Below are 23,580 nucleotides of genomic sequence, written 5' to 3'. Positions count from 1 at the left end.
GCAAGGCCCGCAGTGCAGCTCAGGCGTGCTCGAAGTGGAACACCGCCGTGCCCGCGCGGGCATTGGGCAGCCAGCGCCGCACCTCACCATTTTGCAGGCCAAAGCTATCAAGAATACGCAGCTTGTTCTTGAGCGCCAGCACCTCGAAATCCTTGAAGGTGCCCACGCGGATATTGGGCGTGTCGTACCACTGGTAAGGCAGGCGCTTGGTCACCGGCATGCGGCCTTGCAGGATGGACAAGCGATTGGGCCAGTGCGCAAAGTTGGGAAAGGCGACGACGCCCTGCTTGCCGATGCGCGCGGTCTCGCGCAGCATCACCTCTGCATTGCGCAGATGCTGCAAGGTGTCGATTTGCAGCACCATATCAAAGCTGTTGTCCTCGAAGATAGCCAGGCCGTCTTCCAGGTTCAGCTGCAGCACATTCACGCCCCGGCGCACGCAGGCGAGCACATTGGCGTCGTCAAACTCGATGCCATAGCCGCTGCACTGGCGCTCGCGCTGCAGGTAGGCCAGCAAGCTGCCATCGCCGCAGCCCAGGTCCAGCACGCGTGCGCCCAGCGGCACTAGGTTGGCAATGGCTTGAAAGGTGGAAGAAGCTTCGGTCATGCGGCCTCCTGGGCGCTGGGCTGGCCGGCGCTCAGTTCGCGGGCCATGTTCTCGAAATAGGAGCGCATCACGCCCATGTAGCGCGCGTCATCCAGCAAAAAGGCGTCATGCCCATGGGGCGCGTCAATCTCGGCGTAGCTGACGGTGCGGCGGTTGTCGAGCAAGGCCTTGACGATCTCGCGGCTGCGCGCCGGCGAAAAGCGCCAATCGGTGCTGAAGCTCACCAGCATGAAGCGGGCCTTGGCGCCGGCCAGCGCCTGGGTCAGGTCGCCGCCAAAAGGCTTGGCCGGGTCAAAGTAGTCGAGCGCACGGGTGATCAGCAAATAGGTATTGGCGTCGAAGTAGTCGCTGAACTTGTCGCCCTGGTAGCGCAGATAGCTCTCGATCTGGAACTCCACATCCTGGGTGCTGTATTTGAGATCCATGCCTTCGCGCAGCTGGCGGCCGAACTTCTGGTTCATCACATCGTCACTCAGGTAGGTGATGTGGCCGATCATGCGGGCAATGCGCAGGCCGCGCTTGGGGATCACGCCGTGGCGGTAGAAGTGGCCGCCGTGGAAGTCCGGGTCGGTCACGATGGCGCGGCGGGCCACCTCGTTGAACGCAATGTTCTCGGCCGACAGACAGGGCGCGCTGGCCACCACCACCGCATGGCGCATGCGGTCGGGGTACTGCAAGGTCCAGGACAGTGCCTGCATGCCGCCCAGGCTGCCGCCCAGCACGGCGGCCAGTTGCGTTATGCCCAGGCGGTCGAGAAGCAGCGCCTGGGCATTGACCCAGTCCTCCACCGTCACCACCGGGAAATCGGCGCCATAGACCTGGTCCATGTCCTTGTCTGCATCCGGATTGCGGTGCATGGGCCCAGTGGAGCCAAAGCAGGAGCCCAGGTTGTTGACGCCGATGACAAAGAACTGGTTGGTATCGACCGGCTTGCCCGGGCCGATCATGTTGTCCCACCAGCCCTCGCTCTTGGGCTGGCCCTCGTAGTAGCCGGCCACATGGTGCGAGGCGTTGAGCGCATGGCACACCAGGATGGCGTTGGAGCGGTCGGCATTGAGCTGGCCGTAGGTCTCGTAGGCCAGGTGGTAGTCGCGGATGGAGGCGCCACTTTGGAGCGGGAGCGCCTCCGGGAAATGCATTGATTGGGGTGTCGCAACGAATGACATAAAAAACCCGGCAACGCTAAAAACGAGGCCGGGTCGATGGAATGCAGTCGCCTACCGAGTCTTTAGCTGGATTTATAAAGCGCCCGCAAGCTGAAGCAAATCGGCGCCGTGAAATCTCAGTGTACTGCAAATCGGCCGCGCATGGGCTGCATCAACTGCCGCCCAGGTAGAGCCGGTTGGAGCTTTTGACCTCTTCCATCACCGCGTAGGTGCGGGTCTCGCGCACGCCGGGCAGCTGCCACAAAACCTCGCCGGCAAAGTGGCGGTAGTGGTTCATGTCGGCCACGCGGATCTTGACCAGGTAGTCAAAGCCGCCAGCCACCATATGGCACTCCATGATCTCGGGCCGCACCTGCACCGCCGCCTTGAACTCGTCAAACACATTGGGGGTCGTGCGGTCGAGCAGCACCTCGATGAAGACCAGCATCGCCGCGCCCAGCTTTTGCGGGTTCAAGCGCGCCTCGTAGCCGGTGATATAGCCTTCCTTGGTCAGGCGCTGCACGCGGGCCAGCACCGCCGTGGCCGACAGCGACACCGCCTCGGCCAGCTTCAGGTTGGAGATGCGGCCGTCGCGCTGCAGCACAGCCAGAATACGCAGATCGATGCGGTCCAGGTCCTCCGGTGGGTCGATGATGGCGGTCATGGGCTGAATTTTTCACTAAGAATGGGCCACATTATGGAGAGAAATTCAAACCATAAACGATCACACTGGCGGCATTCACTATCTACTTGCTAACCGAGCCCGCCATGACTGCCAACGCCGTTGTTGACAACCAGCCCACCACCACCTCGTCCCTTTCGGCCGCAGACAGCAGCCCATCTGGCGCAAGCGCTCCTGTTTTTAATGAGCTGGTGTCGGCACTGCAGCCCGCCTCGGCGCTGCGCGCGGCCATCACCGCCGCCTACCGCAAGCCCGAGCCCGAGGCCCTGCAAGCGCTGCTGCCCCAGGCCACACCGCCCGCCGCCATCGCCCAGGCGGGCGACGCGCTGGCGCTGCAGCTGGCCCGCAGCCTGCGCGAGCGCAAGGCCGACAGCGGCCGCTCCGGCCTGGTGCAAGGCCTGCTGCAGGAGTTTGCGCTGTCGTCGCAAGAAGGCATTGCGCTGATGTGCCTGGCCGAGGCGCTGCTGCGCATCCCGGACACGGCCACCCGCGATGTGCTGATCCGCGACAAGATCGCCCACGGCCAGTGGAAGGCCCATGTGGGCAAGAGCCCGTCGATGTTCGTCAACGCCGCCGCCTGGGGCCTGGTGCTGACCGGCAAGCTGGTCGCCACGCACAGCGAAGGCTCGCTGGGCCAATCGCTCACCCGCCTCATTGGCCGGGGCGGCGAGCCGCTGATCCGCAAGGGCGTGGACATGGCCATGCGCATGATGGGCGAGCAGTTCGTCACCGGCGAGACGATTGGCGAGGCGCTGAAGAACGCCGAGCGCCTGGAGGCCAAGGGCTTCCGCTACTCCTACGACATGCTGGGCGAAGCGGCGATGACCAGCGATGACGCCAAGCGCTACCTGCGCGACTATGAAAACGCCATCCATGCGATCGGCAAGGCCAGCCATGGCCGGGGCGTCTACGAAGGCCCGGGCATCTCGATCAAGCTGTCGGCGCTGCACCCGCGCTACAGCCGCGCCCAGTACGACCGCGTGATGACCGAGCTCTACCCGGTGGTGCTGCAGCTGGCCGTGCTGGCCAAGGGCTACAACATCGGCCTCAATATCGATGCCGAAGAAGCCGACCGCCTGGAGCTGTCGCTGGACCTGCTGGAAAAGCTCTGCTTTGCGCCCGAGCTGGCCGGCTTTGCCGGCATCGGCTTTGTCGTGCAGGCCTACCAAAAGCGCTGCCCCTATGTGCTGGACTTCATCATCGACCTGGCCCGCCGCAGCCAGCACCGGCTGATGGTGCGCCTGGTCAAGGGCGCCTACTGGGACAGCGAGATCAAGCGCGCCCAGATCGACGGCCTGGAAGGCTACCCGGTCTACACCCGCAAGGCCTATACCGATGTGTCCTACCTGGCCTGCGCGCGCCAGCTGCTGGCCGCACCCGATGCGGTCTACCCCCAGTTCGCCACGCACAACGCCCACACCTTGGCCACCATCTACCACCTGGCCGACCCGGCCCGCTACCAGCCCGGGCAGTACGAGTTCCAGTGCCTGCACGGCATGGGCGAGCCGCTGTACGAGCAGGTCGTGGGCCGCAACGCCAGCGAGAACCTGGGCCGCCCCTGCCGCATCTATGCACCCGTGGGCACGCATGAAACCCTGCTGGCCTACCTGGTGCGCCGCCTGCTGGAGAACGGCGCCAACACCAGCTTTGTGAACCGCATCGCCGACCAGGACATCCCCCTGGCCAAGCTGGTGGAAAACCCCGTGACCACCGCCCAGCAGTGGGCGCAGAGCGAAGGCCAGCTGGGCCTGCCCAACCCGCACATTGCCCAGCCGCGCGCGCTGTATGGCGCAAGCCGCAGCAATTCGGCAGGGCTCGACCTGTCCAACGACGACCGCCTGCGCGCGCTGCAGAACGAGCTGCAGGCCAGCGCCCAGATGGCCTGGCATGCCCAGCCGATGCTGGCCGATGGCGCGCCCGCATCCACCCAGGCCAGCGAGCCGGTGCTGAACCCGGCTGACCACGGCGACCAGGTCGGCAGCGTCACGCAGGCGTCGACCGAGCAGGTGGAATTTGCGCTGGCCGCCGCCCAGGCCGCCGCTGCCCGCTGGAAGGCCACCCCGCCCGCCCAGCGCGCCGACTGCCTGGCCCAGGCCGGTGACCTGCTCGAAGCGCATATGCCCACCTTGATGGGCGTGCTGGTGCGCGAGGCCGGCAAGACCTGCTCCAACGCGATTGCCGAAGTGCGTGAGGCCGTGGACTTTCTGCGCTTTTACGCCGCCCAGGTGCGCAGCTGGGGCCAGGCGGATTACCAGGCGCTGGGCCCGGTGGTCTGCATCAGCCCCTGGAACTTCCCGCTGGCCATCTTCAGCGGCCAGATTGCCGCCGCGCTGGCTGCCGGCAACACCGTGCTGGCCAAGCCGGCCGAGCAGACCCCGCTGATCGCGGCTGCCGCCGTGCAGGCGATGTGGCAGGCCGGCGTGCCGCGCGATGTGCTGCAGCTGCTGCCGGGCACCGGCGAGACCGTGGGCGCCCGCCTGGTGGGCGACCACCGCGTGCAGGCCGTCATGTTCACCGGCTCGACCGAAGTGGCGCGCATTCTGCAAAAGACGCTGGCCCAGCGCCTCGACGCCCAAGGCCAGCCCGTCACCCTGGTGGCCGAGACCGGCGGCCAGAACGCGATGATCGTGGACTCGTCCGCGCTGGCCGAGCAGGTCGTGGTCGATGTGCTGTCCTCGGCCTTTGACTCGGCCGGCCAGCGCTGCTCGGCGCTGCGCGTGCTGTGCGTACAGGAAGAAGCGGCCGACCGCCTGCTGCACATGCTGCGCGGCGCGATGCAGGAGCTCCAGCTGGGCAACCCCTGCCAGCTCAAGACCGATGTCGGCCCCGTCATCGACGCCGAGGCCAAGGGCGTCATCGACCAGCACATTGCCCGCATGCAGGCCGCTGGCCACCAGGTCTGGCAAAACAGTGGCGCCAGCGCGCAAGGCACCTTTGTGCCGCCCACGGTGATCGCCATCGGCCAGCTCTCCGAGCTCAAGCGCGAAGTCTTCGGCCCGGTGCTGCATGTGCTGCGCTACCGCCGCGAGAACCTGCCCCAGCTGCTGGCCGACATCAATGCCACCGGCTATGCGCTCACCCTGGGCCTGCACACCCGCATTGACGAGACCATTGCCCAGGTGGTCAACGCTGCGCATGCCGGCAATATCTATGTGAACCGCAATATCGTCGGCGCCGTCGTCGGTGTGCAGCCCTTTGGCGGCGAAGGCCTGTCGGGCACGGGCCCCAAGGCCGGCGGCCCGCTGTACATGCTGCGCCTGCTCAGCCGCATGCCGGCCACGGCCACCGTGGATGCGCTCGCCCACCTACCGCGCATGGCCGGTAGCGAGGCCCCGGCCGCCAGCACCGGCCAGCGCGGTAATGCCCATGGCCTGGAACAGGCCGATGCCGCCCCCGCCGCTGGGCTGGAGGCGCTGCAAAGCTGGGCCAGCCAGCAAGGCCAGGGCGATCTGGCAGCGCTGTGCCAGCGCTATGCCGCCCATACCGGCAACGGCTTTGCGGCCGAGCTGCCCGGCCCTACCGGTGAGCGCAATCTGTATGTGCTGAGTGGCCGCGAGCGCGTGGCCTGCGTGGCCAGCACCAGCAGCCTGCTGCTGGCCCAGCTCGCCGCCGTGCTCGCCGCGGGCTCCACCGCCGTGTGGCCCGCGGGCAGCAGCCAAGCCAGCCTGCTGGCCAAGCTGCCCGCCTCGGTGCGTGCCTCGGTGCAGCTGTCTGCGCACAGCGAGCAGGCCTTTGTGCAGTCCGAGGCCTTTGATGCGCTGATCGTTGATGCCGCCAGCGGCTGGCTGCCCACGGCCAGCACCTTGGCGGGCCGCGCCGGCGCCATCGTGCCGATCACCGCCCAGGCTGCCGACGGCAGCGTGCCGCTGTTCCGCCTGCTGGCCGAGCATGCCATCAGCATCAACACGGCTGCGGCTGGCGGCAATGCCAGCCTGATGACCTTGGACTAACGCTGAGGCTCGGGGCGCCGCCCCATGGAAAAAGGGCTGGAGATCGCAAGATCCCAGCCCTTTGAGTTGGTGCGTTGCTAGTGTTGCTAGCGCAGCCAGCGCTATCAGTCCATCGTCGTGAACAGCGCGGCCACACCCAGCACCAGGAAGATCACCGCGCAGACGCGGTGGATCCAGCGGATCGGCAGCCTCTTGGTGATCTTGTCGCCAAACCAGACCACCGGCGCATTGGCCAGCATCATGCCGATCGTGGTGCCTGCGACCACCCAGTAATAAGAAGCGGGGTACTTGGCGGCCAGGCCCACGGTGGCCAGCTGGGTCTTGTCGCCCATCTCGGCCAGGAAGAACAGCAGCACGGTGGTGCCGAACACACCCCAGCGGCCGCTGCTCTTGCCCGCTTCGTCCTCGTCGATCTTGTCGGGGATCAGCATCCAGCCGGCCATCAGGATAAAGGACACGCCCAGAATCCAGCGCAGCACATCGGGGCCCAGCATCGTGGTGATCCAGGCGCCAACGGCACCGGCCAGCGCATGGTTGACCAGGGTCGAGACGAAGATGCCCAGCGCAATGGGCCAGGGTTTGCGGTATTTGGCAGCGAGGACGAGGGACAGCAACTGCGTCTTGTCGCCCATTTCGGCAAGGGCGACGACGGCGGTCGAGAGGAGAAAGGCTTCCATGGAGTGGGGATCGTTATTGCAGCCGGATATCGCAAGACAGCATTGACCGCATCGCGACTCCGGCATGGGATCGCAACGTGGTCAATGGTCTCGCCCAGCATCCTCATCACCAGATGCCGTGTACGCCATAGGCCGCGAAGGCCCAAGTTTGTTGACGCACACTCTGCGGCGCATTGCGCGCCCAGCAGGCTACTCCCCAAAGACTGGCGCATCATACGCCCAAAAGCGATGTTGCGCCGCAACACCCACGCCCTCCAGGGAAAATACCAAGGGCTGGTTGCAGCAACTGTCAACACAGCGTAAGGCGATTCACCCATAATGGTGAAGCTCAATGTGCCCCCGGGTACACTAGAGCGCGCGGTGATCCGTCTTGGAAGTTGTCACAGGTTTGTTGATTGCATCAGGCTCCATCGCTTTTTTTACTTTTTTCGGAGTCCTCAAATGGGCAACAAACTTTACGTGGGCAACCTGCCTTACTCTTTCCGTGACAGCGATCTGGAAAGCACTTTCAGCCAATTCGGTACCGTCTCCAGCGCCAAGGTCATGATGGAACGTGACACCGGCCGTTCCAAGGGCTTCGGCTTTGTGGAAATGGGTTCGGACGCTGAAGCACAAGCTGCTATCGAAGGCGTGAACGGCCAAGGCTTTGGCGGTCGTAACCTGGTCGTGAACGAAGCACGTCCAATGGAAGCCCGTCCTCCACGCAGCGGCGGCTTCGGCGGCGGTGGTGGTGGTGGCCGTGGTTTCGGCGGTGGTGACCGTGGCGGCTTCGGCGGCGGCGATCGCGGTGGCTTCGGCGGCGGTGGCCGTGGCGGCTACGGTGGCGGCAGCTACTAAGCACATCACATCCAAAACCTCTTAGAGGTTTTGACAGTGAGATGACGGGTTTTCCCGGAAAAAAGGCCTCTTTGAGGCCTTTTTTGCATCTGGTTGCAGCTTCTGCGCCACAACAGAGGGGCACAACTATCCCATTCCCGGTTTTTATGCCAGAAAATAAAGGATGGAGCATTCCTCCATTGGGCTACTGCGATAGATGACCGGTGTTCTACAGGGCGCGATCGCATTATTTAAGAGTTATCAGGAGTCCCTCAAATGGGCAACAAGCTTTACGTCGGTAATTTGCCATACCAGGTTCGCGACAACGATCTGGAACAGGCCTTTGGTCAGTTTGGCAGCGTAACCAGCGCCAAGGTGATGATGGAACGCGACACCGGTCGCTCCAAAGGTTTTGGTTTTGTAGAAATGGGCAGCGATGAAGAAGCCCAAGCTGCGGTCAACGGTCTGAACGGTCAGCCCCTGGGCGGTCGCAATCTGGTCGTGAACGAAGCACGTCCCATGGAGCCCCGTCCTCCCCGCAGCGGCGGTGGTGGTTTTGGCGGCCCCCGTGGTGGTGGCTTTGGCGGCGGAGGCGGTAACCGTGGCGGCTTTGGCGGCGGCGGTGGTGGTGGCTACGGCGGCGGTGGTGGCGGCGGCTACGGCGGCGGTGGTGGTGGTGGATACGGCGGCGGCGGAGACCGTGGCGGCTACGGTGGTGGCGGCGGCGGTGGCTATGGCGACCGCGGTGGTCGCGATGGCGGCCGTGGCGGCAATGACCGCGGCTTTGGTGGTGGCGATCGTGGCGGTGAGCGCGATGGCGGCTTCCGCAGCCCCTACGGCAATGGTTCGCGCAACCGCGGCGGCAACCAAGGCTACGACAACAACGACGATTATTGATGCCTGCAGGCACCGCCCAGCGCTGTGCCGCACCGCAACGACAAAGCCCCGCCAGGGGCTTTTTTCATGCCTGGCTTAGGACCTGCTTTCAGTCTTGACCCGGTGGCGCCTCTTGCACCCGCTCGCGGTGGCGGTGCTTGCGCGGGCGGTTGGCCAGCGCGCGGTCATAGAGGGCATTGGGCAGGCAGCGCAACAGCCGCGCCACCCAGCCCATCTGCCAGGGGATCACGGCATAGCTGCGCGCCTTGGCAATCACTGCAAAGGCCTTGTCGGCAAAGGCCTCTGGCTGCATCAAGAAGGGCATGCCGTAGCGGTTGTGGCGGGTGAGCGGCGTGGCCACAAAGCCCGGGCAGATGGTGACCACCTGCACGCCGCTACGCTTAAGCTCCACCCGCAGGCTCTCGCAGTAGCTGATGACGGCGGCCTTGCTGGCGCAGTAGGCGCCGTGGCCGGGCAGGCCGCGTATGCCGGCCACGCTGGCAATGCCCACCAGCTTGCCGCTGCCGCGCGCCTGCATGGGGCGCACAAAGGCATGGAAGGTCGCGGCCATGCCGATCACATTGGTCGCATAGGTCTGGGCCATGACCTCCAGGTCCTCGCGCTCGGCCGTGTCGATGCCGTAGCTCACCCCGGCATTGGCCACCACCACATCGGGCAGGCCCTGCTGCTGCAGGCATTGCGTGCAGGCAGCAATGGTCTGGTCCTGGTCAGCCACGTCGGCGCCATAGACCGCGTAGCGGCTGGCATCCATCGCCTGCGCCTGGGCCCAGTCCGCAATCAGCGCGGTACGGCGGGCCACCAGCGCGAGGCGGTAGCCGGCCTGGTAGTAGCGCCAGGCCAGCGCCTGGCCGATGCCGCTGGAGGCGCCGGTGATCAGCACCAGCGGTGCATCGCTCAGGGGGGTGGACATGCGGCGCTCAGCGTGCGGGTTGCAGCACGCCCTTGACCCGGCCCTTGAGCTCTGCGACCTGGGTGATGTTGTTGAAGACCATCGAGTCGGCCGTGAACCGGTCCTGGCCCCGGATGATCTCGACGGGCTTGTTCGAGCTCACCCGCTCTTCGTTGACAAAGGCGTGCAGAAACTCGCCCCGGAACTCCATCTGCGGCGCGCCCGGCTTGTTGCTGCTGCGCACCACCTTGGCATTGCCAAACAGCTGCACTTCGGAGCCATCGGCATTGGACAAGGCGCGGTTGGCGGTGGCCACTGTCGTCGAGCCATCCTGGCGGATGGAACGCATCGTGGCCGTGTCGATCTCCAGCGTGTCGGTGTCCATGTAGTGGCGCATCTTGTTGCCCTGGATCTCGCTGGTCAGCACGCCGGTGCCGTCAAAGCTGCGCACCGAAAAATCGTTCATGTAGTAATCCACTTCGTGGCCGGCCACCGCTTGTTCGCGCACGCTCTGGGGCTTGGGGGCATTGCGCACCAGCCACCAGGTGCCCAGCGCCAGCAGGCCCATCAGGATCACCGGCAGGTAGATGGACGACAGGTCCATGAGGCGTCGCAGGCGAGATTTCATTGTCCGTACCGATCGAGCAGGTTGACATAGGCACCGCAGGCGGCCAGCACCGCGTCGCACAGCTCGCGCGCAGCACCTGCGCCGCCGTGGCGGGTGGTTACCCAGTGTGCCACGCCCAGCACTTCAGGGTGGGCATTGGCGGGCGCGCAGGCCAGCTGGCAGCGGCGCAGCACCGGCAGATCCGGCCAGTCATCGCCAATGGCTGCGGCCTGGTGCCAGTCCAGGCCCAGCGCCTCGAGCATGGCCTGGGCGGCAGGCAGCTTGTCCTCGGTGCCGTAGCGAACCTGCTCGATGCCCAGCGCCGCCAGGCGGTGGCGCAGCGGTGCCGAATCGCGCCCGGTGATGACGGCCGGCACAATGCCGGCCTCGCGCAGCATCTTGAGACCATGGCCGTCGAGCGTGTGGAAACGCTTGAGCGTCTCGCCCTGCTCGCTGATGTACAGGCCCCCGTCGGTGAGCACGCCATCCACATCGAAGAACACAATCTTGATACCCTGGGCGCGCAGCAGCAGCTCAGCGGGCCACTGCTGGGCGGGGGTGATGGCGGGCAAGGTTAATGTGCTGGCCATCAGATCACCTTGGCCCGCATCAGATCACCCACATGCACGATGCCCACCAGGCGCTGGTCCGCATCGGTCACCAGCACGCTGGTGATGCGGTGGGCCTCCATCAACGCAGCGGCGTCGGCCGCCAATGCGTCGGCCGAGATCTGGCGCGGCGTGGCATGCATCACCTCGGCAGCGGTCAGGCCGCGCAAGTCGGCACCAGCCTCAATACGGCGGCGCAGATCGCCATCGGTAAACACGCCCTGCAGCAGGCCATGCGCATCGACGATGGCAGCCGCGCCCATGCCCTTGGCACTCATCTCACGCATCAGGTCGCTGAAGCTGGCGCTGGGCAGCACCGTGGGCAGCGCATCGCCGCTGCGCATCACATCAGACACATGGGTGAGCAGGCGGCGGCCCAGCGCGCCACCGGGGTGGGAGCGGGCAAAATCCTCGGCCTTGAAGCCGCGCGCATCCAGCAGCGCCACGGCCAGCGCATCGCCCATCGCCATTTGCGCGGTGGTGCTGGCCGTGGGGGCCAGGTTCAGCGGGCAGGCCTCCTTGTCGACCTGGGTGTTGAGCACCCAGTCGGCATGGCGCGCCATCGAGGACTGCAGGTTGCCCGTCATCGCCACCACGGGCACGCCCAGGCGCTTGAGCACCGGCAGCAGCACGGAAATCTCGCCACTCTCGCCGCTGTTGGAGATGGCCAGCACCAGATCCTGGCCCGTGACCATGCCCAGATCGCCATGGCTGGCCTCGCCCGGGTGCACAAAGAATGCCGGCGTGCCGGTCGATGCCAGGGTGGCCGCAATCTTGCGCCCCACATGGCCGCTCTTGCCCATGCCAGTGACCACCACACGCCCGGGAATGTCCAGCATGCGCTGCACGACCTGGACAAAGTTGTCGTCCAGGCGCTGCGTCAGTGCCGCAATGGCCTCGGCCTCGATCGCAAAGGTAGACGCCGCCAGGCGCAGAATCTGCGCCGCTTCCACGGGGCGCTTGGGCTGTAGGGTGCTCATGGAGGCTGATTTTATCGGAGCGCCCGCGCCCCGGCCGGTGCGGGTCATTGCCAAACATGCTTAACCTGCGGCGGGTGCCGGTTGCAGCTGCCGCAGTTGGACTACCATGGCGGCTCCTCCCCTTTTCTGCCCGCCCACCATGCACGCTCCCGACGTCAACGCCTTTTTGCGTCACCACATCCGCACCGTTCCCGATTGGCCAGCGCCGGGCGTGCAGTTCCGGGACATCACCCCGCTGCTGCAGAACCCGCAGGTCTTCCATGTGCTGATCGATGCCTTTGTGCACCGCTACATGTCGCGCGACATGCGCCCCGATGTGGTGGCCGGTCTCGATGCGCGCGGCTTTATCCTCGGTGCCGTCATCGCCTACCAGCTCAAGGTGGGCTTTGTGCCCATCCGCAAAAAGGGCAAGCTGCCCTTCACCACGGTGGAGGAAACCTATGAGCTCGAATACGGCAGTGCCACGGTCGAGTTGCATGCCGATGCGGTCAAGCCCGGCGACAAGGTGCTGCTGGTCGATGACCTGATTGCCACTGGCGGCACGATGATGGCCGGCAAGAAGCTGCTGGAGAAGCTGGGCGCCCAGGTGATGGAGGGCGCTGCGATTGTCGACCTGCCGGAGCTGGGCGGCTCCAAGCGGCTGACCGATGCGGGTCTGCCGCTGTTCACGCTGGTGGATTTCGCAGGGCACTGAGCCCCAGTCACCGCCGCTGCGGTGCAGGCGCTCAGTGCAGGTCGCCGTACTGGGTATTGCTCAGGCCGCCAAAGCTGGTGTCTGCCGTGGGCGCAGGCGCACCGCCGCGTTGCGCGGCCTCCCGAGCGATCTGGGCATTGTGCGCGGCGCTGCGCGCGGGCGGAACAATCGGCGCGGGCCGGGGCGCCGCACTGGTGGCAGCGCGGCTTGCGGGCGATGCGCCGTCGAGCGCAGGCACCGGGTTCAGCGCCGCCTCGAGCAAGGCTTTCTTGAAGGCGGCAATCTCCGCTTCATCGACCGGGTCCATGCCCAGCGGCACCGGCACCACGGCCGGCTGGGGCGCGGTGACCGCACTGGGGGCCTTGGTGCTGGCGACACCCAGCTGGGCATTGAGACGCCAGTAAACCGAGGTGATCACAATCTCGAAACGGGTTTTGGCCGAGTAGGCGATCAAGGCCTCGATCTGGGTGAGCTTGTCGGGCGAGGCGCAGTACTGCTGGGCCAGATCCACCATCACGATGAACTGCGTGGCGCGCTTGTCCAGCGCCAGCACCTTGAATTTGTAACCTGCCGACAGAATGCCCGAGCGCACCATCGATTCGCGCACGGCCGAATACACCATCTCCCGGCGGGCCGAACGCTCACCGGGACGCGGCGCGGCGCTGTCGTGCTGCGGTGCCGCAGCCATGGGCCTGGCGGCCACCAAGGGGCTCTGGGCGGCCAGCATATCGTGCTGGCCCATACCCATTGGCTCGGCAAACATGGTTTGCGGCCCCAGGGGCGCAAAGGCCGATTTTTTTTCTGGTCGACTGAACCATTTGGCAAATATAGACATGCCACTCCCTACCCTGATCAGAATTTGTGCCCCAGACACAAGCCTTGCAACGTGGTTGCTCCGCCGTCAGCATCAAGCCTTGACGGCCAGACTTGGTGCCCACCGTATACCTGCGGTGTGCTGGGCGGTGTCCGCGACGCTCACATGGTCACCCGTTTCATCGCGCAACAGGCGTTTGTAATTGTAGGAAGGAGTATTGCATACACTTGTCAGAAAAGCGCGTGCGATTTGACCAATGCCAAGCTTTTATGTTGCGGCTACGCGGCGTTTGCGGTTGCCCAGGCGCTTGGCCAGCACCGATCCGGCCGCCATGGCCAGCGCGACGGCCACCGTGGGCTGGCGGTTGCACAGCTCGGTAAAGCGGATGCTAGACAGCCCCCAGAGGCGGCAGCCAGCCACGGCCTGCACGGTGGCATTGCGCGGTTGGTGCGAGAAGAACGCGCCTTCGCCGACAATGGAGCCCGCGCCGACGATCGCCAGGCGAATGCGCTGCTTTTCGTCCTCGAAATGCACGCTGAGGCTGCCGCTTTCGACGAAAAACAAGGTGCGCTCCTGCGTGCCTTGCTGAAACAGCACCTGCGATGCGGCCAGCTGGGTCTGCGTCAGGTACGGCGCGAGAATCTCCCACTGCGCAGCCGTCAGCGGGTTGATCATGCTTTCCTCGTCCTGGCAGTTGTTGATGGCCGCCACCAGGGGCTTGATGTCATTGGCGCTACTGAACATGAAATCCTCCTCCGCAATCCTGGCGGTGGGCCCACCAGTGATTTATCGAAATTCCTAATCCAATAAATCTAACCGAGTGGCTGCACAATGGCTGGGCGGCTGGGCAAAAATTTGTAAGAAGTATCGTCCAGTCCACAATTCCTGACCAAGCACGCCGCCTCCCACCTTCTCTCCTAGACGTTTTTCAGATTCCATGCATGCATTACTAGAGGCCATCGCCACCCTGCCCGCGAGCCAGCAGGCCCAACGCCTCTTCCACGGGCGAGGCGGCCTGTTTCCCGGTTGCGAACACCTGTCGCTGGACCTGTACCCACCGGCGGCGGTGCTGACCAGCTTTGCACCGCTGGCCGACGAGGCGCTGCAAAGCGTGGGCGATGCGCTGCAGCAGCGCTGGCAGCAGCTCTACCCGGGCGAGCCGCTGACCTGGGTCTACCAATGCCGGGCGCTGGGCGCGGCCGAAACCCGCCTGGTCCAGGGTAGCCTGCCCGAGCCCCATACGGTGCAGGAAGACGATGCCCGCTACCTGGTGCATGTGCTGCGCGGCCAAAACCATGGCCTGTTTCTGGACATGGCCGAAGGCCGGCGCTGGGTGCGCCAGTTCATCGCGCGCCAGCCCGATCCCGAGCGCTGCACCGTGCTCAACCTGTTTGCCTACACCTGCGCCTTTTCGGTGGCGGCGCTGCAGGCCGGCGCCGGCCAGGTGGTCAATATCGACATGAGCAAGGCGGCCTTGGCCAGCGGCCAGCAGAACCACCGCCTCAACCAGCTCGCCGGTGGCCAGTTCTGGGGCCATGACATTTTCAGCAGCTGGGGCAAGATCACCCGCACCGGCCCTTACCAGCTGGTGATCATGGACCCGCCCAGCTACCAAAAGGGCAGCTTTGTCGCCACCAAGGATTACGCGCGCCTGATCAAGCGCCTGCCCGACCTGCTGGCGCCGGGCGGCTTTGCGCTGCTCTGCCTCAACGCCCCCGAGCTGCCGCTGGCCTTTTTGCAAGACCAGATGGCCGCGCTGGTGCCGGAGCTGGAGTTCATCGAGCAGGTGGCCAACCCAGCCATCTTTGCCGATGTCTCGCCCGACCGGGCGCTCAAGGTGCTGGCCTACCGCATGCCCAGCTAAGCCTGGGCGGCAGGCTGGTCCGCTGAGTCGACAACCACCAGCTTGCCGCACAGCGCGAACGGGTGCTGGAGCCCTACTACCGCATGGAGCACTCCCGCAATGCCGCATCCGGCGGCGTGGGGCTGGGGCTGTCGATCGCGCAGACGGTGGCGCAGGCCCATGGGGGTGAGCTGTTGCTGCGCGACGCGGATGGGGGTGGGTTGGAGGCGGTGCTGGTGCTGCCTCGGGTGGCGGCAGACAGCGCCGCTAGCGCTGCAAGCTAAACGCGCGGCAAGGCTTATTTGCCAATACAAAAACTCGAAAAAATCACCCCCAGCAAATCATCCGATGTGAACTCGCCGGTGATCGCATTGAGTGATTGCTGGGCCAGGCGCAGCTCTTCGGCCAGCAGGTCGAGGGCGGGGCTGTCGACATGCAGCTGGGCATGGGCGATGTCCAGGTGCTCTTCGACCTGCTGCAGCGCCTGCACATGGCGGGCGCGGGCGATGTAGGTGCCTTCGGCGGCGGGCTGCCAGCCGGCCATGGCCAGCAGCTGCTGGCGCAGGGTGTCCAGGCCCGCGCCGGTTTTGGCCGACAGCACCAGCGGGGCCTGGTCGCCTGCAGCGGCAGCAGCAGCCAGGGTGCTGAACTGGGCGGCGGCCTCGGCGCTTTGGCGGTGCGCCTCATCGGGGGTCAGTGCGTCGGCCTTGTTCCAGACCTGCAGCACGGGCACCGTGGCAGGCAGTTGCTGCTGCAAGGTGGCGGCAATCTCGCGGTCGGCCTGGGCATAGTCGGCCTGGGCCATGCGGGTCAGGTCGTGCAAGAAGAGTACCGCGTCGGCGGCGGCGATTTCTTCCCATGCGCGGGCAATGCCGATGCGCTCGACCTCGTCACTGCTCTCGCGCAGGCCGGCGGTGTCGATCACATGCAGGGGCACGCCTTCGATCTGGATGGTTTGCGTGACCTTGTCGCGCGTAGTGCCGGCAATGGGGGTGACGATGGCCAGCTCGGCGCCAGCGAGCGCATTGAGCAAGGAGCTTTTGCCGGCATTGGGCTGGCCGGCAATCACCACTTGGATGCCCTCGCGCAGCAAGGCGCCCTGGCGGGTGCGCTGCATGACAGCCTGCACGGTGGCGCGCAGCTGGTCCAGCTGGCCATAGGCATCGGCTTTTTGTAAAAAATCGATCTCCTCCTCGGGGAAATCCAGGGTGGCCTCGACCAGCATGCGCAGGTGCACCAGCGCATCGCGCAGGCGGTGCACCTCTTGCGAGAAGGCGCCGGTCAGCGAGCGGCTGGCACTGCGCGCGGCCGCCTCGGTGCTGGCGTCGATCAAATCGGCAATCGCCTCGGCCTGGGCCAGGTCGATCTTGTCGTTCAGAAACGCGCGCTCGGTGAACTCCCCCGGCTCGGCCAGACGCAGGCCCGGCAGCAGCGGCCGGCCGCTGTCAGCCTCCGCCTGCGCGGCTTCCAGGCAGCGCGCCAGCAGCAGCTGCAGCACCACCGGGCCGCCGTGGGCCTGCAGCTCCAGCACGTCCTCACCGGTGTAGCTGTGCGGCGCGGGAAAGTACAGCGCCAGCCCCTGGTCGATGGCCTGGCCATCTGCTGCTTTAAAGGGCAGGTAGGTGGCTTCGCGCGGCTTCAAAGCCTTGCCGCAGAGGCGCTCAACCAGCGGCGCAATCGCCTTGCCCGATACGCGCACAATGCCCACCGCTCCGCGCCCGGGGGCAGTGGCAATGGCAACAATCGGATCGTGGTGGCGGGCAAGCATGGGCAGGTCTTTGGCGCGAGTGGGGCAAGCCCCACATTATCGTGGCGACCGGGCCGGCGCCATGTACTCCAGGCTATTGACCTCGTTCACCGCACTTAGCCCCGCCCCATGAAAAAAGCCTGCTGGCGCAGGCTTTTGGGGTGGTTGGAGTGTGCAGCGAGACGCTTACTTGACCGTAGTCCAGGCGGGGATGGGGCGCGCATCGGCGCGGTAGACGGTCTCGATGCCCTTGCGCATCGCCCAGGGGAAGATCTGGTGGTGCACGGGGATCGTGTAGAAGTTGTCCTTGGTCATCTTCAAGGCATCGTTGATCAAGGCGTCGCGCTTGGCCGTGTCGGTCTCGGTCTTCATCGCGTCGATCTTGGCGTCCAGCTCCTTGTCGGCAATGCGGCCGCCGTTGTAGACGCCGCCACCCGCGGCGCCCTTGCTGTGGATCAGCGCGTCAAGCGAGTAAAGCGCATCAAAGGTCGCCACGCCCCAGCCGAACAGGTAGGCGTTCGGGTCGGAGTTCATTACGCGGGTCACGAACTGCGCCATCGGCGTCGCCTGCAGGCTGGTCTTGATGCCGATGCGGGTCCACATTGCGGTGACGGCCTGGCAGATCGCCTCGTCGTTCACATAGCGGTCGTTCGGGCATTCGAGCTTGAGGTTGAAGCCATTGGGGTAACCCGCTTCGGCCAGCAGCTTCTTGGCGCCTTCGACGTCGTACTTGGCAGCACGCTCTTCGAGCTCCTTGCTCCAGCCATGCACCATCGGCGCCACCATCGTGCCGGCGGTGATCGACATGCCGCGCATGGTGCGCTTGTGCAGGCCGTCGGTGTCGATGGCCATGTACATGGCCTTGCGCACGCGCACATCCTTCATCGGGTTCTTGCCCGGCGTGCCAGCGCCTGGCAGCTCGTCGCGGAACACGTCCAGGCCCAGGTAGATGGTGCGGTTCTCGGTGCCCTCGAGCAGCTTCAACTCAGCGGTCTTCTTGATGCGCTCCTGGTCCTGGGGCGGCGGGTCGACCATGAAGTCGACCTGGTTGGAGATCAGTGCAGCGGTGCGGGTGGCGGCCGACTTGATGGGGGTGAAGACGATCTCGTCGACGTTGCCGGTGGGCTTGTCCCACCAGGCGGCGTTCTTCTTCAGGGTCAGCTTGACATCGGGCTGCCAGCTGACGGCCACAAAGGAGCCGGTGCCATTGGTGTTGCGGCTGGAGTAGCTTTCTTCCTTGCCGGCGTAGTCCTGGGTCTTGACGGCGTTGTTCTTCTCGGCCCAGGCCTTGTTCATGATGCGCGCCTCGGTCAGCTCGCGCAGCAAGATGGGGTTGGGGCCCTTGAGGATCAGATCGACGGTGAAGTCATCGACCTTCTTGACTTCCTTGATGCTCTGGGTGGCGCTCATCATGTTCGATGGCGGGGTCATGATGCGGGTCAGCGAGAACACCACGTCATCGGCGGTGAAGGGCGCGCCGTCGTGGAATTTGACGCCCTTGCGCAGCTCAAAGCGCCACTGGGTGGGGCTCACCTCGGTCCACTTGGTCGCCAGTGCGGGCTCCAGCTGGAAATCCTTGCCGTAGCGCACCAGCGGCTCATAGACCTGCTGCAGGAAAGCATGGGTGGTCTGGTGGTTCTGTGCGTGGGGGTCCAGGGTCAGGATGTCATTGGCACCTGCCCAGCGCAAGGTGGCTGCCTGGGCCGCGCCCGCACAGAGCAACACCGCCAGCGCCAGCGCGCTAGGTCGAAAAACCGATACTTTCGCCATACCTGAACCCCTATTTTGTTGAACACATTTTCAAACAACTCATGCTAACGAAAAAACGGTCGCTAATGCGACCGTTTGGGAGGTGTATCCGGGAATGCCCGCCTAGGCAATCCCTGCATTGACAAATGCTGGCTACTTGAACTTTGGCAGATTGAACTGCGGTGGCACACCCATGCGGGTATTGATGATCCACTGCTGGGCAATCGACAGCACGTTGTTGGTCAGCCAGTACAGCACCAGACCGGCCGGGAAGAAGAAGAACATCACGCTGAACATCAGCGGCATGATCCACATCATCTTGGCTTGCATCGGATCCGGTGGTGCGGGGTTCAGCGCCGTCTGCAGCAGCGACGACAGGGTCATCAGCACGGGCAGGATGAAGAACGGATCGGGCACCGACAGGTCATGGATCCAGCCGATCCAGGGCGCATTGCGGATTTCCACCGACGACAGCAGCACCCAGTACAGCGCGATGAACACGGGAATCTGGATCACGATCGGGAAGCAACCGCCCATGGGGTTGACCTTCTCTTCACGGTAGATGCGCATCATCTCCTGCTGCATCTGCTGGGGCTTGTCCTTGAGGCGCTCACGCATCTCCATGATGCGGGGGTTGATCGCCTTCATCTTGGCCATCGACGCGTAAGCCTTGGCATTGAGCCAGTAGAACGCAATCTTGAGCAGCAGCACCAGCGCCACAATCGACCAGCCCCAGTTGCCGATGAAGCCGTGCAGCTTGTCGAGCAGCCAGTACAGCGGCTTGGCCAGAATCGTCACCCAGCCGTAGTCCTTGACCAGTTCCAGGCCAGGGGCGATGGCTTCGAGCGTCTTTTCGATCTGCGGGCCCACAAAGAGGCGCGCATCGATGGCCTTGCTCTGGCCGGGAGCGATCTCGCCCAGGTGGGTGATCTCGCCGACCGAGTACAGGTTGGTGCCGGCCTTGCGCACATAGATGTCGCGCTGCGTGCCCTGGGGCAGCAGCCAGGCGCTGGCAAAGTAGTGCTGCACCATGGCCACATAGCCGTTGTCCGCTGCCTTGTCCACGCTGTCGGTCTTGCCGTTTTCGATGTCCTTGAAGTCGACCTTGTGGTACTTCTTGGCCTCGGTGTAGACGGCCGGGCCGGTAAAGGTCGAGTAGAACGAGGATTCGCCAGCGGGCTTGTTGCCGTCGCGCGTCAGCTGCAGGTACAACTGGGGGTTGACCGCGGCCGAGCCGGTGTTGACGACTTCCTGCTTCAAGCCAATGGCGTAGTCGCCGCGCTTGAGCGTCCAGGTCTTGACCAGCTTGACGCCGCCCAGGTCAGGCGACTCGAACACCACGTTCAACTCGTTCTGGCCCTCGGCCAGCTCGCGCGGGCCGGGCTTGAGGGTCATCGCGGTCTTGTGGGTCGGGAAGTTGCCACCGATCAGACCCGTCTGGGCCACGTAGACGCGGTTGGCGCTCTCGTCGAGCAGCTTCACGGGCTTGGTCTTGTCGTCCTGGTCGGCGTACTTGAGCAACTCGGCACCCACCAAGGATGCGCCTTCGCTGTCAAAGGTCAGGCGCAGCAGGTCGGACGCCACGGTCAGCTTCTCGCGTGCAGCAGCAGGGGCTGCCGCATCCGCAGCAGCCGTGCCGGGCACGTTGCTGGCGTTCGCAGGCGCCGCAGGGCTGGCGCTGGCAGCGGGCAGACCGTTGTCGGTGCTGACTGCATCTGCAGGCGCCTGGGCCGTCACCTCAGGTGTGGGGAAGAATGTGGGTTTGCGACCATTGTGGATTTGCCACTTGTCCCAGAGCAGGACCAGGGAGAAACCAAATATCACCCACAAGATGGTGCGGCGAATATCGTTCATGAAGACTTCTCAGAGGGGGAAGAGGATGAATCGGCGGGAGTCACCAGACGACTGAACCAGCGCGGATGCGCGGGGACCGGATCGTGGCCGCCCTCGCACCAGGGATGGCAGCGCACCAGGCGGCGCACCGTCAAATAGCTGCCCATGGCAGCACCGTGCTGTTCCAGCGCCTGCAATGAATAGGCAGAGCACGTGGGCTCGAACCGGCAGGCAGAACCTAGCCAAGGGCTCAGCAGCAGCCTGTAGCCGCGCACCAAACCCATGAGCAAGCGTTGCATCATACGCTAAGCACCTTGGCGCCTTCGCTGCGCTCGGCTTTGGCCGGCTGGCTGTTCTTGTGCGCCCGGGCAAACAGCTGCATCAGCTCGGCCCGCACCGCCTGCTTGAGCACGTCGGAGCTGGGGCTGATGAACTGCTTGCGGTCGAACGTGCTGCGCAAGCGCACCACGTGGGCGGCGGCTGGCAGCTGCGCCTCATGCAAGGCAGCGACGGCATAGATCTGCCGCTTGATGGCGTTGCGGGTGACCGCGCGGCGCGCCCAGCGCTTGGGCACCATGGCACCCAGCCAGGTCGCCTCCAACGCAAAAAGAGCCTGCGACCCAGCCTTGACAGCTGGATCACCAGGCCCTGATGGGGCAGCAGCGCTGCCCGAGGCGTCGGCAGACAACACCAGCCTGTGCAGCGCAAAGTGCGCTGTACGGGCGATGGTGCCGCCTGCCATGGCGGCTTGGAATTGAGGGCGAGTCTTAAGGCGATGCATAAGTGTCACCCACTGGTGCACTACCTGGCACCCGAGAGGTGCCCGTCACCCTGTCAGCCTTACAGGCCCAGACGCTTGCGGCCCTTGGCGCGGCGTGCGTTGATAACAGCGCGGCCACCCTTGGTCTTCATACGGACGAGGAAACCGTGGGTACGGGCGCGGCGAACTTTGGAAGGTTGGTAAGTACGTTTCATGATGCAATTCCTAGAGAGGCTTGGTTCCGGTTTGTTGGCCGCTTGCATCCAAAAATGAACACAAAAGCAACCAAGCTCAAGCCCTGCTCAAGCGCAACACCGGTGAAATAGTGCGGTCCACCCCCATGGCAAGGACACAAGGTCTGTTGCCAGCGCGAGGGGACACGCGCGTAAAATTCGCCCTGACATGCAGGGAAACCGCAAATTATCGCAGTGTTTACTGTCCTTGGCAATTACTTGGCTTTGTCCTCGGTTTTTTCTGTAATATGCGCAGACTTTTGCCGAGTCTGCGGCCAGCCCATCGAGGAAACCCGAGCATGGGGTTTGTGCAGACCAGTCCGTTGTGTGGATAACTTTTGCACAAGCTACAATAGGCAGCCGATCAACCTTCCCCCTTATCCACAACAACAACAGCGTGGGGGATGAATCTTTCCGTGGGATAACAATGGATGAAGCCAGCCTGGGCCAAGGTTTGTGGCGTGCAGTTGTAGAGCAACTCGCCCAAGAAATGCCCGAGCAACAGTTCAACACCTGGATCAAGCCGCTGACCGCTGTCGTGTCGGACGACTTGTCCAAGGTCACGCTCTATGTGGCCAACCGTTTCAAGCTCGACTGGATTCGCGCCCAATACACCGGCCGCCTGGCCGCCATGCTGGAGGAAACCTACGGACAACCGGTGGCCATCGAGTTGGCCATTGCCCAGCGAGATGCGGCCGTGCGCACCGTTGTGCGCCCACCGGTGCGCAGCGGTGGTGCGCTTGCAGCGTCGGCTCAGGGCAGTGGCACCTCGTCAGGCATGGGCCTGGGGCCGTCCTACGGGCCAGCTAGCCGCAACCCCGGCCAGGCTGCCGCCAACGCGGCCGAGCAGTACCGCAACAGCATCCAGATCAGCGACGCCAGCCCCGCGCCCCATACGGGCCAGGCCAGCAGCGCCGAGGGTGATACCGGCAATGCCAGTGGCAACTTCCGCAACCGCCTGAACCCGGTGCTCACGTTTGACACGCTGGTCGAAGGTACTGCCAACCGCATGGCGCGCTCGGCGGCCATGCATGTGGCGGCGTCTCCCGGACATCTGTACAACCCCTTGTTCATCTACGGCGGCGTTGGTCTGGGTAAGACCCACCTGGTGCATGCCGTGGGCAACAAGCTGCTGGCCGACAACCCGGACGCCAAAGTTCTCTACATCCATGCCGAGCAGTTCGTTTCGGATGTGGTCAAGTCCTACCAGCGCCGCACCTTTGACGAGTTCAAGGAGCGCTACCACTCGCTCGATCTGCTGCTGATCGACGATGTGCAGTTTTTCGCCAACAAGGACCGCACGCAGGAAGAGTTCTTCAACGCCTTTGAAGCGCTGCTGGCCAAGAAGAGCCACATCGTGATGACGTCTGACACCTATCCCAAGGGTCTGGCCAACATCCACGAGCGCCTGGTCTCGCGCTTTGACTCGGGCCTGACGGTGGCTATCGAGCCGCCCGAGCTGGAGATGCGCGTTGCCATTCTGATCAACAAGTCGCGCGTCGAAGGCACCGAGATGCCCGAGGAAGTGGCCTTCTTCGTGGCCAAGAACGTGCGCTCCAATGTGCGCGAGCTCGAAGGCGCGCTGCGCAAGATCCTCGCCTACTCGCGCTTCAACCAGAAGGAAATCTCCATCCAGCTGGCGCGCGAGGCGCTGCGCGATCTGCTCTCGATCCAGAACCGCCAGATCAGCGTGGAAAACATCCAAAAGACCGTGGCGGACTACTACAAGATCAAGGTCGCCGACATGTACAGCAAAAAGCGCCCGGCCAGCATTGCCCGTCCGCGCCAGATTGCCATGTACCTGGCCAAGGAGCTGACCCAGAAAAGCCTGCCGGAAATCGGCGAGCTTTTTGGCGGCCGCGACCACACCACCGTGCTGCACGCGGTGCGCAAGATCGGTGGCGAGCGCCAGCAATTGACCGAGCTGAACCAGCAATTGCACGTGCTGGAGCAGACCCTCAAGGGCTAGCCGATGGAATTTTTTGATTTCGCCAATTGCCTGCGCGCCGCAGGCACAATGGCAAATGGGACAGGTGCAGAGGGGGCTCC

The 23,580-nt window shown here is 64.6% G+C and carries 23 protein-coding genes and 1 riboswitch; of the genes, 7 read left to right on the top strand and 16 right to left on the bottom strand.

What is annotated here, in order from left to right:
- Nucleotides 1-19: 19 nt before the first annotated feature.
- From metW to F0Q04_RS03855, 3 genes are all read right to left on the bottom strand, one after another.
- Nucleotides 20-607 (bottom strand): methionine biosynthesis protein MetW, encoded by a 588-nt coding sequence (gene metW, locus F0Q04_RS03865; protein ID WP_021025655.1) that lies wholly within the window; start codon nucleotides 605-607, stop codon nucleotides 20-22.
- A complete protein-coding gene (gene metX, locus F0Q04_RS03860) occupies nucleotides 604-1,773 on the bottom strand; it encodes a homoserine O-succinyltransferase MetX (RefSeq protein WP_182344544.1) in 1,170 nt (389 codons plus the stop codon). The genes metW and metX overlap by 4 nt, the downstream gene beginning before the upstream one ends.
- A gap of 151 nt (nucleotides 1,774-1,924) precedes the next feature.
- Nucleotides 1,925-2,416: an Lrp/AsnC ligand binding domain-containing protein gene (locus F0Q04_RS03855; RefSeq protein ID WP_021025653.1), complete on the bottom strand. Its 492-nt coding sequence runs from the start codon at nucleotides 2,414-2,416 to the stop codon at nucleotides 1,925-1,927.
- A 104-nt stretch (nucleotides 2,417-2,520) separates the two neighbouring features.
- Here F0Q04_RS03855 and putA point away from each other — a divergent pair, with 104 nt between their 5' ends.
- A complete protein-coding gene (gene putA, locus F0Q04_RS03850) occupies nucleotides 2,521-6,384 on the top strand; it encodes a trifunctional transcriptional regulator/proline dehydrogenase/L-glutamate gamma-semialdehyde dehydrogenase (protein ID WP_182344542.1) in 3,864 nt (1,287 codons plus the stop codon).
- Nucleotides 6,385-6,488: 104 nt separating this feature from the next.
- Here the strand turns inward: putA and F0Q04_RS03845 are convergent, their stop codons facing one another.
- Entirely contained in the window at nucleotides 6,489-7,061 is a 573-nt protein-coding gene (locus F0Q04_RS03845; RefSeq protein ID WP_116925480.1) for a TMEM165/GDT1 family protein, read from the bottom strand.
- A 96-nt stretch (nucleotides 7,062-7,157) separates the two neighbouring features.
- Nucleotides 7,158-7,271, bottom strand: a riboswitch (yybP-ykoY riboswitch).
- Between the two features lie 231 nt (nucleotides 7,272-7,502).
- Here F0Q04_RS03845 and F0Q04_RS24145 point away from each other — a divergent pair.
- Together F0Q04_RS24145 and F0Q04_RS03835 are read left to right on the top strand one after the other, a co-directional pair.
- Entirely contained in the window at nucleotides 7,503-7,898 is a 396-nt protein-coding gene (locus tag F0Q04_RS24145) for an RNA recognition motif domain-containing protein (protein WP_116925479.1), read from the top strand.
- A gap of 255 nt (nucleotides 7,899-8,153) precedes the next feature.
- Nucleotides 8,154-8,774 (top strand): RNA recognition motif domain-containing protein, encoded by a 621-nt coding sequence (locus tag F0Q04_RS03835; RefSeq protein ID WP_182344540.1) that lies wholly within the window; start codon nucleotides 8,154-8,156, stop codon nucleotides 8,772-8,774.
- An 88-nt stretch (nucleotides 8,775-8,862) separates the two neighbouring features.
- Here the strand turns inward: F0Q04_RS03835 and F0Q04_RS03830 are convergent, their stop codons facing one another.
- Genes F0Q04_RS03830 through F0Q04_RS03815 form a run of 4 tightly spaced genes read right to left on the bottom strand, consistent with a single transcriptional unit; the run spans nucleotide 8,863 to nucleotide 11,858 of the window.
- The gene (locus tag F0Q04_RS03830) at nucleotides 8,863-9,684 is read right to left on the bottom strand and encodes an SDR family oxidoreductase (RefSeq protein WP_165841160.1); all 822 of its coding nucleotides are present in this window, start codon (nucleotides 9,682-9,684) and stop codon (nucleotides 8,863-8,865) included.
- 7 nt (nucleotides 9,685-9,691) lie between these two features.
- Nucleotides 9,692-10,291, bottom strand: coding sequence for an LPS export ABC transporter periplasmic protein LptC (gene lptC, locus F0Q04_RS03825; protein WP_116925477.1), 600 nt, complete (start codon nucleotides 10,289-10,291; stop codon nucleotides 9,692-9,694).
- Entirely contained in the window at nucleotides 10,288-10,860 is a 573-nt protein-coding gene (locus F0Q04_RS03820; protein ID WP_116925476.1) for a KdsC family phosphatase, read from the bottom strand. Before F0Q04_RS03820 ends, lptC begins: the two co-directional genes overlap by 4 nt.
- Nucleotides 10,860-11,858 (bottom strand): KpsF/GutQ family sugar-phosphate isomerase, encoded by a 999-nt coding sequence (locus F0Q04_RS03815; RefSeq protein ID WP_116925475.1) that lies wholly within the window; start codon nucleotides 11,856-11,858, stop codon nucleotides 10,860-10,862. The genes F0Q04_RS03820 and F0Q04_RS03815 overlap by 1 nt, the downstream gene beginning before the upstream one ends.
- 139 nt (nucleotides 11,859-11,997) lie before the next feature.
- On the opposite strand from F0Q04_RS03815, the gene F0Q04_RS03810 reads away from it, so the two are divergent.
- Nucleotides 11,998-12,552 carry an adenine phosphoribosyltransferase gene (locus F0Q04_RS03810; protein WP_021025692.1) on the top strand — a complete coding sequence of 185 codons (555 nt, stop codon included), beginning with the start codon at nucleotides 11,998-12,000 and terminating at the stop codon, nucleotides 12,550-12,552.
- 31 nt (nucleotides 12,553-12,583) lie between these two features.
- Here the strand turns inward: F0Q04_RS03810 and F0Q04_RS03805 are convergent, their stop codons facing one another.
- Together F0Q04_RS03805 and F0Q04_RS03800 are read right to left on the bottom strand one after the other, a co-directional pair.
- Complete coding sequence (locus F0Q04_RS03805; RefSeq protein ID WP_182344538.1) at nucleotides 12,584-13,315, bottom strand: hypothetical protein; 732 nt, start codon at nucleotides 13,313-13,315, stop codon at nucleotides 12,584-12,586.
- Between the two features lie 318 nt (nucleotides 13,316-13,633).
- Nucleotides 13,634-14,110 carry a Crp/Fnr family transcriptional regulator gene (locus F0Q04_RS03800; protein WP_116925473.1) on the bottom strand — a complete coding sequence of 159 codons (477 nt, stop codon included), beginning with the start codon at nucleotides 14,108-14,110 and terminating at the stop codon, nucleotides 13,634-13,636.
- 193 nt (nucleotides 14,111-14,303) lie between these two features.
- Here F0Q04_RS03800 and F0Q04_RS03795 point away from each other — a divergent pair, with 193 nt between their 5' ends.
- Nucleotides 14,304-15,230 (top strand): class I SAM-dependent methyltransferase, encoded by a 927-nt coding sequence (locus F0Q04_RS03795; protein ID WP_182344536.1) that lies wholly within the window; start codon nucleotides 14,304-14,306, stop codon nucleotides 15,228-15,230.
- A 62-nt stretch (nucleotides 15,231-15,292) separates the two neighbouring features.
- Complete coding sequence (locus F0Q04_RS03790; protein WP_332839220.1) at nucleotides 15,293-15,493, top strand: ATP-binding protein; 201 nt, start codon at nucleotides 15,293-15,295, stop codon at nucleotides 15,491-15,493.
- A 14-nt stretch (nucleotides 15,494-15,507) separates the two neighbouring features.
- Here F0Q04_RS03790 and mnmE read toward each other — a convergent pair whose 3' ends face one another.
- The 6 genes from mnmE to rpmH form a co-directional block, all read right to left on the bottom strand.
- On the bottom strand, nucleotides 15,508-16,977 hold the full coding sequence (gene mnmE, locus F0Q04_RS03785; RefSeq protein ID WP_182344531.1) for a tRNA uridine-5-carboxymethylaminomethyl(34) synthesis GTPase MnmE: 1,470 nt from the start codon (nucleotides 16,975-16,977) through the stop codon (nucleotides 15,508-15,510).
- Nucleotides 16,978-17,142: 165 nt separating this feature from the next.
- Nucleotides 17,143-18,726, bottom strand: coding sequence for an ABC transporter substrate-binding protein (locus tag F0Q04_RS03780; RefSeq protein ID WP_116925470.1), 1,584 nt, complete (start codon nucleotides 18,724-18,726; stop codon nucleotides 17,143-17,145).
- Nucleotides 18,727-18,858: 132 nt separating this feature from the next.
- On the bottom strand, nucleotides 18,859-20,559 hold the full coding sequence (gene yidC / locus F0Q04_RS03775) for a membrane protein insertase YidC (protein ID WP_116925469.1): 1,701 nt from the start codon (nucleotides 20,557-20,559) through the stop codon (nucleotides 18,859-18,861).
- Nucleotides 20,556-20,840: a membrane protein insertion efficiency factor YidD gene (gene yidD / locus F0Q04_RS03770; protein WP_084635722.1), complete on the bottom strand. Its 285-nt coding sequence runs from the start codon at nucleotides 20,838-20,840 to the stop codon at nucleotides 20,556-20,558. The genes yidC and yidD overlap by 4 nt, the downstream gene beginning before the upstream one ends.
- Complete coding sequence (locus tag F0Q04_RS03765) at nucleotides 20,837-21,319, bottom strand: ribonuclease P protein component (protein ID WP_116925468.1); 483 nt, start codon at nucleotides 21,317-21,319, stop codon at nucleotides 20,837-20,839. The genes yidD and F0Q04_RS03765 overlap by 4 nt, the downstream gene beginning before the upstream one ends.
- 59 nt (nucleotides 21,320-21,378) lie before the next feature.
- A complete protein-coding gene (gene rpmH, locus F0Q04_RS03760; protein ID WP_084635723.1) occupies nucleotides 21,379-21,513 on the bottom strand; it encodes a 50S ribosomal protein L34 in 135 nt (44 codons plus the stop codon).
- 445 nt (nucleotides 21,514-21,958) lie between these two features.
- Between rpmH and dnaA the strand changes: the two genes are divergently transcribed.
- Nucleotides 21,959-23,500, top strand: a complete 1,542-nt coding sequence (gene dnaA / locus F0Q04_RS03755; RefSeq protein WP_116925467.1) for a chromosomal replication initiator protein DnaA — start codon at nucleotides 21,959-21,961, stop codon at nucleotides 23,498-23,500.
- Nucleotides 23,501-23,580 lie beyond the last annotated feature (80 nt).

Source organism: Comamonas koreensis (assembly GCF_014076495.1).
Lineage (GTDB): Bacteria > Pseudomonadota > Gammaproteobacteria > Burkholderiales > Burkholderiaceae_C > Comamonas > Comamonas squillarum.
This window is presented reverse-complemented; position numbering and strand designations above follow the sequence as displayed.

Bases quoted from the DNA above. Each gene is read 5' to 3' on its own strand.
- F0Q04_RS03830 (WP_165841160.1), bottom strand. From the start codon at position 9,684: ATGTCCACCCCCCTGAGCGATGCACCGCTGGTGCTGATCACCGGCGCC.
- mnmE (WP_182344531.1), bottom strand. From the start codon at position 16,977: ATGCTTGCCCGCCACCACGATCCGATTGTTGCCATTGCCACTGCCCCC.
- yidD (WP_084635722.1), bottom strand. From the start codon at position 20,840: ATGATGCAACGCTTGCTCATGGGTTTGGTGCGCGGCTACAGGCTGCTG.
- F0Q04_RS03835 (WP_182344540.1), top strand. From the start codon at position 8,154: ATGGGCAACAAGCTTTACGTCGGTAATTTGCCATACCAGGTTCGCGAC.
- putA (WP_182344542.1), top strand. From the start codon at position 2,521: ATGACTGCCAACGCCGTTGTTGACAACCAGCCCACCACCACCTCGTCC.
- F0Q04_RS03795 (WP_182344536.1), top strand. From the start codon at position 14,304: ATGCATGCATTACTAGAGGCCATCGCCACCCTGCCCGCGAGCCAGCAG.
- F0Q04_RS03815 (WP_116925475.1), bottom strand. From the start codon at position 11,858: ATGAGCACCCTACAGCCCAAGCGCCCCGTGGAAGCGGCGCAGATTCTG.
- F0Q04_RS24145 (WP_116925479.1), top strand. From the start codon at position 7,503: ATGGGCAACAAACTTTACGTGGGCAACCTGCCTTACTCTTTCCGTGAC.
- metW (WP_021025655.1), bottom strand. From the start codon at position 607: ATGACCGAAGCTTCTTCCACCTTTCAAGCCATTGCCAACCTAGTGCCG.
- dnaA (WP_116925467.1), top strand. From the start codon at position 21,959: ATGGATGAAGCCAGCCTGGGCCAAGGTTTGTGGCGTGCAGTTGTAGAG.
- F0Q04_RS03845 (WP_116925480.1), bottom strand. From the start codon at position 7,061: ATGGAAGCCTTTCTCCTCTCGACCGCCGTCGTCGCCCTTGCCGAAATG.
- rpmH (WP_084635723.1), bottom strand. From the start codon at position 21,513: ATGAAACGTACTTACCAACCTTCCAAAGTTCGCCGCGCCCGTACCCAC.
- F0Q04_RS03810 (WP_021025692.1), top strand. From the start codon at position 11,998: ATGCACGCTCCCGACGTCAACGCCTTTTTGCGTCACCACATCCGCACC.
- F0Q04_RS03820 (WP_116925476.1), bottom strand. From the start codon at position 10,860: ATGGCCAGCACATTAACCTTGCCCGCCATCACCCCCGCCCAGCAGTGG.
- lptC (WP_116925477.1), bottom strand. From the start codon at position 10,291: ATGAAATCTCGCCTGCGACGCCTCATGGACCTGTCGTCCATCTACCTG.
- yidC (WP_116925469.1), bottom strand. From the start codon at position 20,559: ATGAACGATATTCGCCGCACCATCTTGTGGGTGATATTTGGTTTCTCC.
- metX (WP_182344544.1), bottom strand. From the start codon at position 1,773: ATGTCATTCGTTGCGACACCCCAATCAATGCATTTCCCGGAGGCGCTC.
- F0Q04_RS03805 (WP_182344538.1), bottom strand. From the start codon at position 13,315: ATGTTTGCCGAGCCAATGGGTATGGGCCAGCACGATATGCTGGCCGCC.
- F0Q04_RS03780 (WP_116925470.1), bottom strand. From the start codon at position 18,726: ATGGCGAAAGTATCGGTTTTTCGACCTAGCGCGCTGGCGCTGGCGGTG.
- F0Q04_RS03855 (WP_021025653.1), bottom strand. From the start codon at position 2,416: ATGACCGCCATCATCGACCCACCGGAGGACCTGGACCGCATCGATCTG.
- F0Q04_RS03800 (WP_116925473.1), bottom strand. From the start codon at position 14,110: ATGTTCAGTAGCGCCAATGACATCAAGCCCCTGGTGGCGGCCATCAAC.
- F0Q04_RS03765 (WP_116925468.1), bottom strand. From the start codon at position 21,319: ATGCATCGCCTTAAGACTCGCCCTCAATTCCAAGCCGCCATGGCAGGC.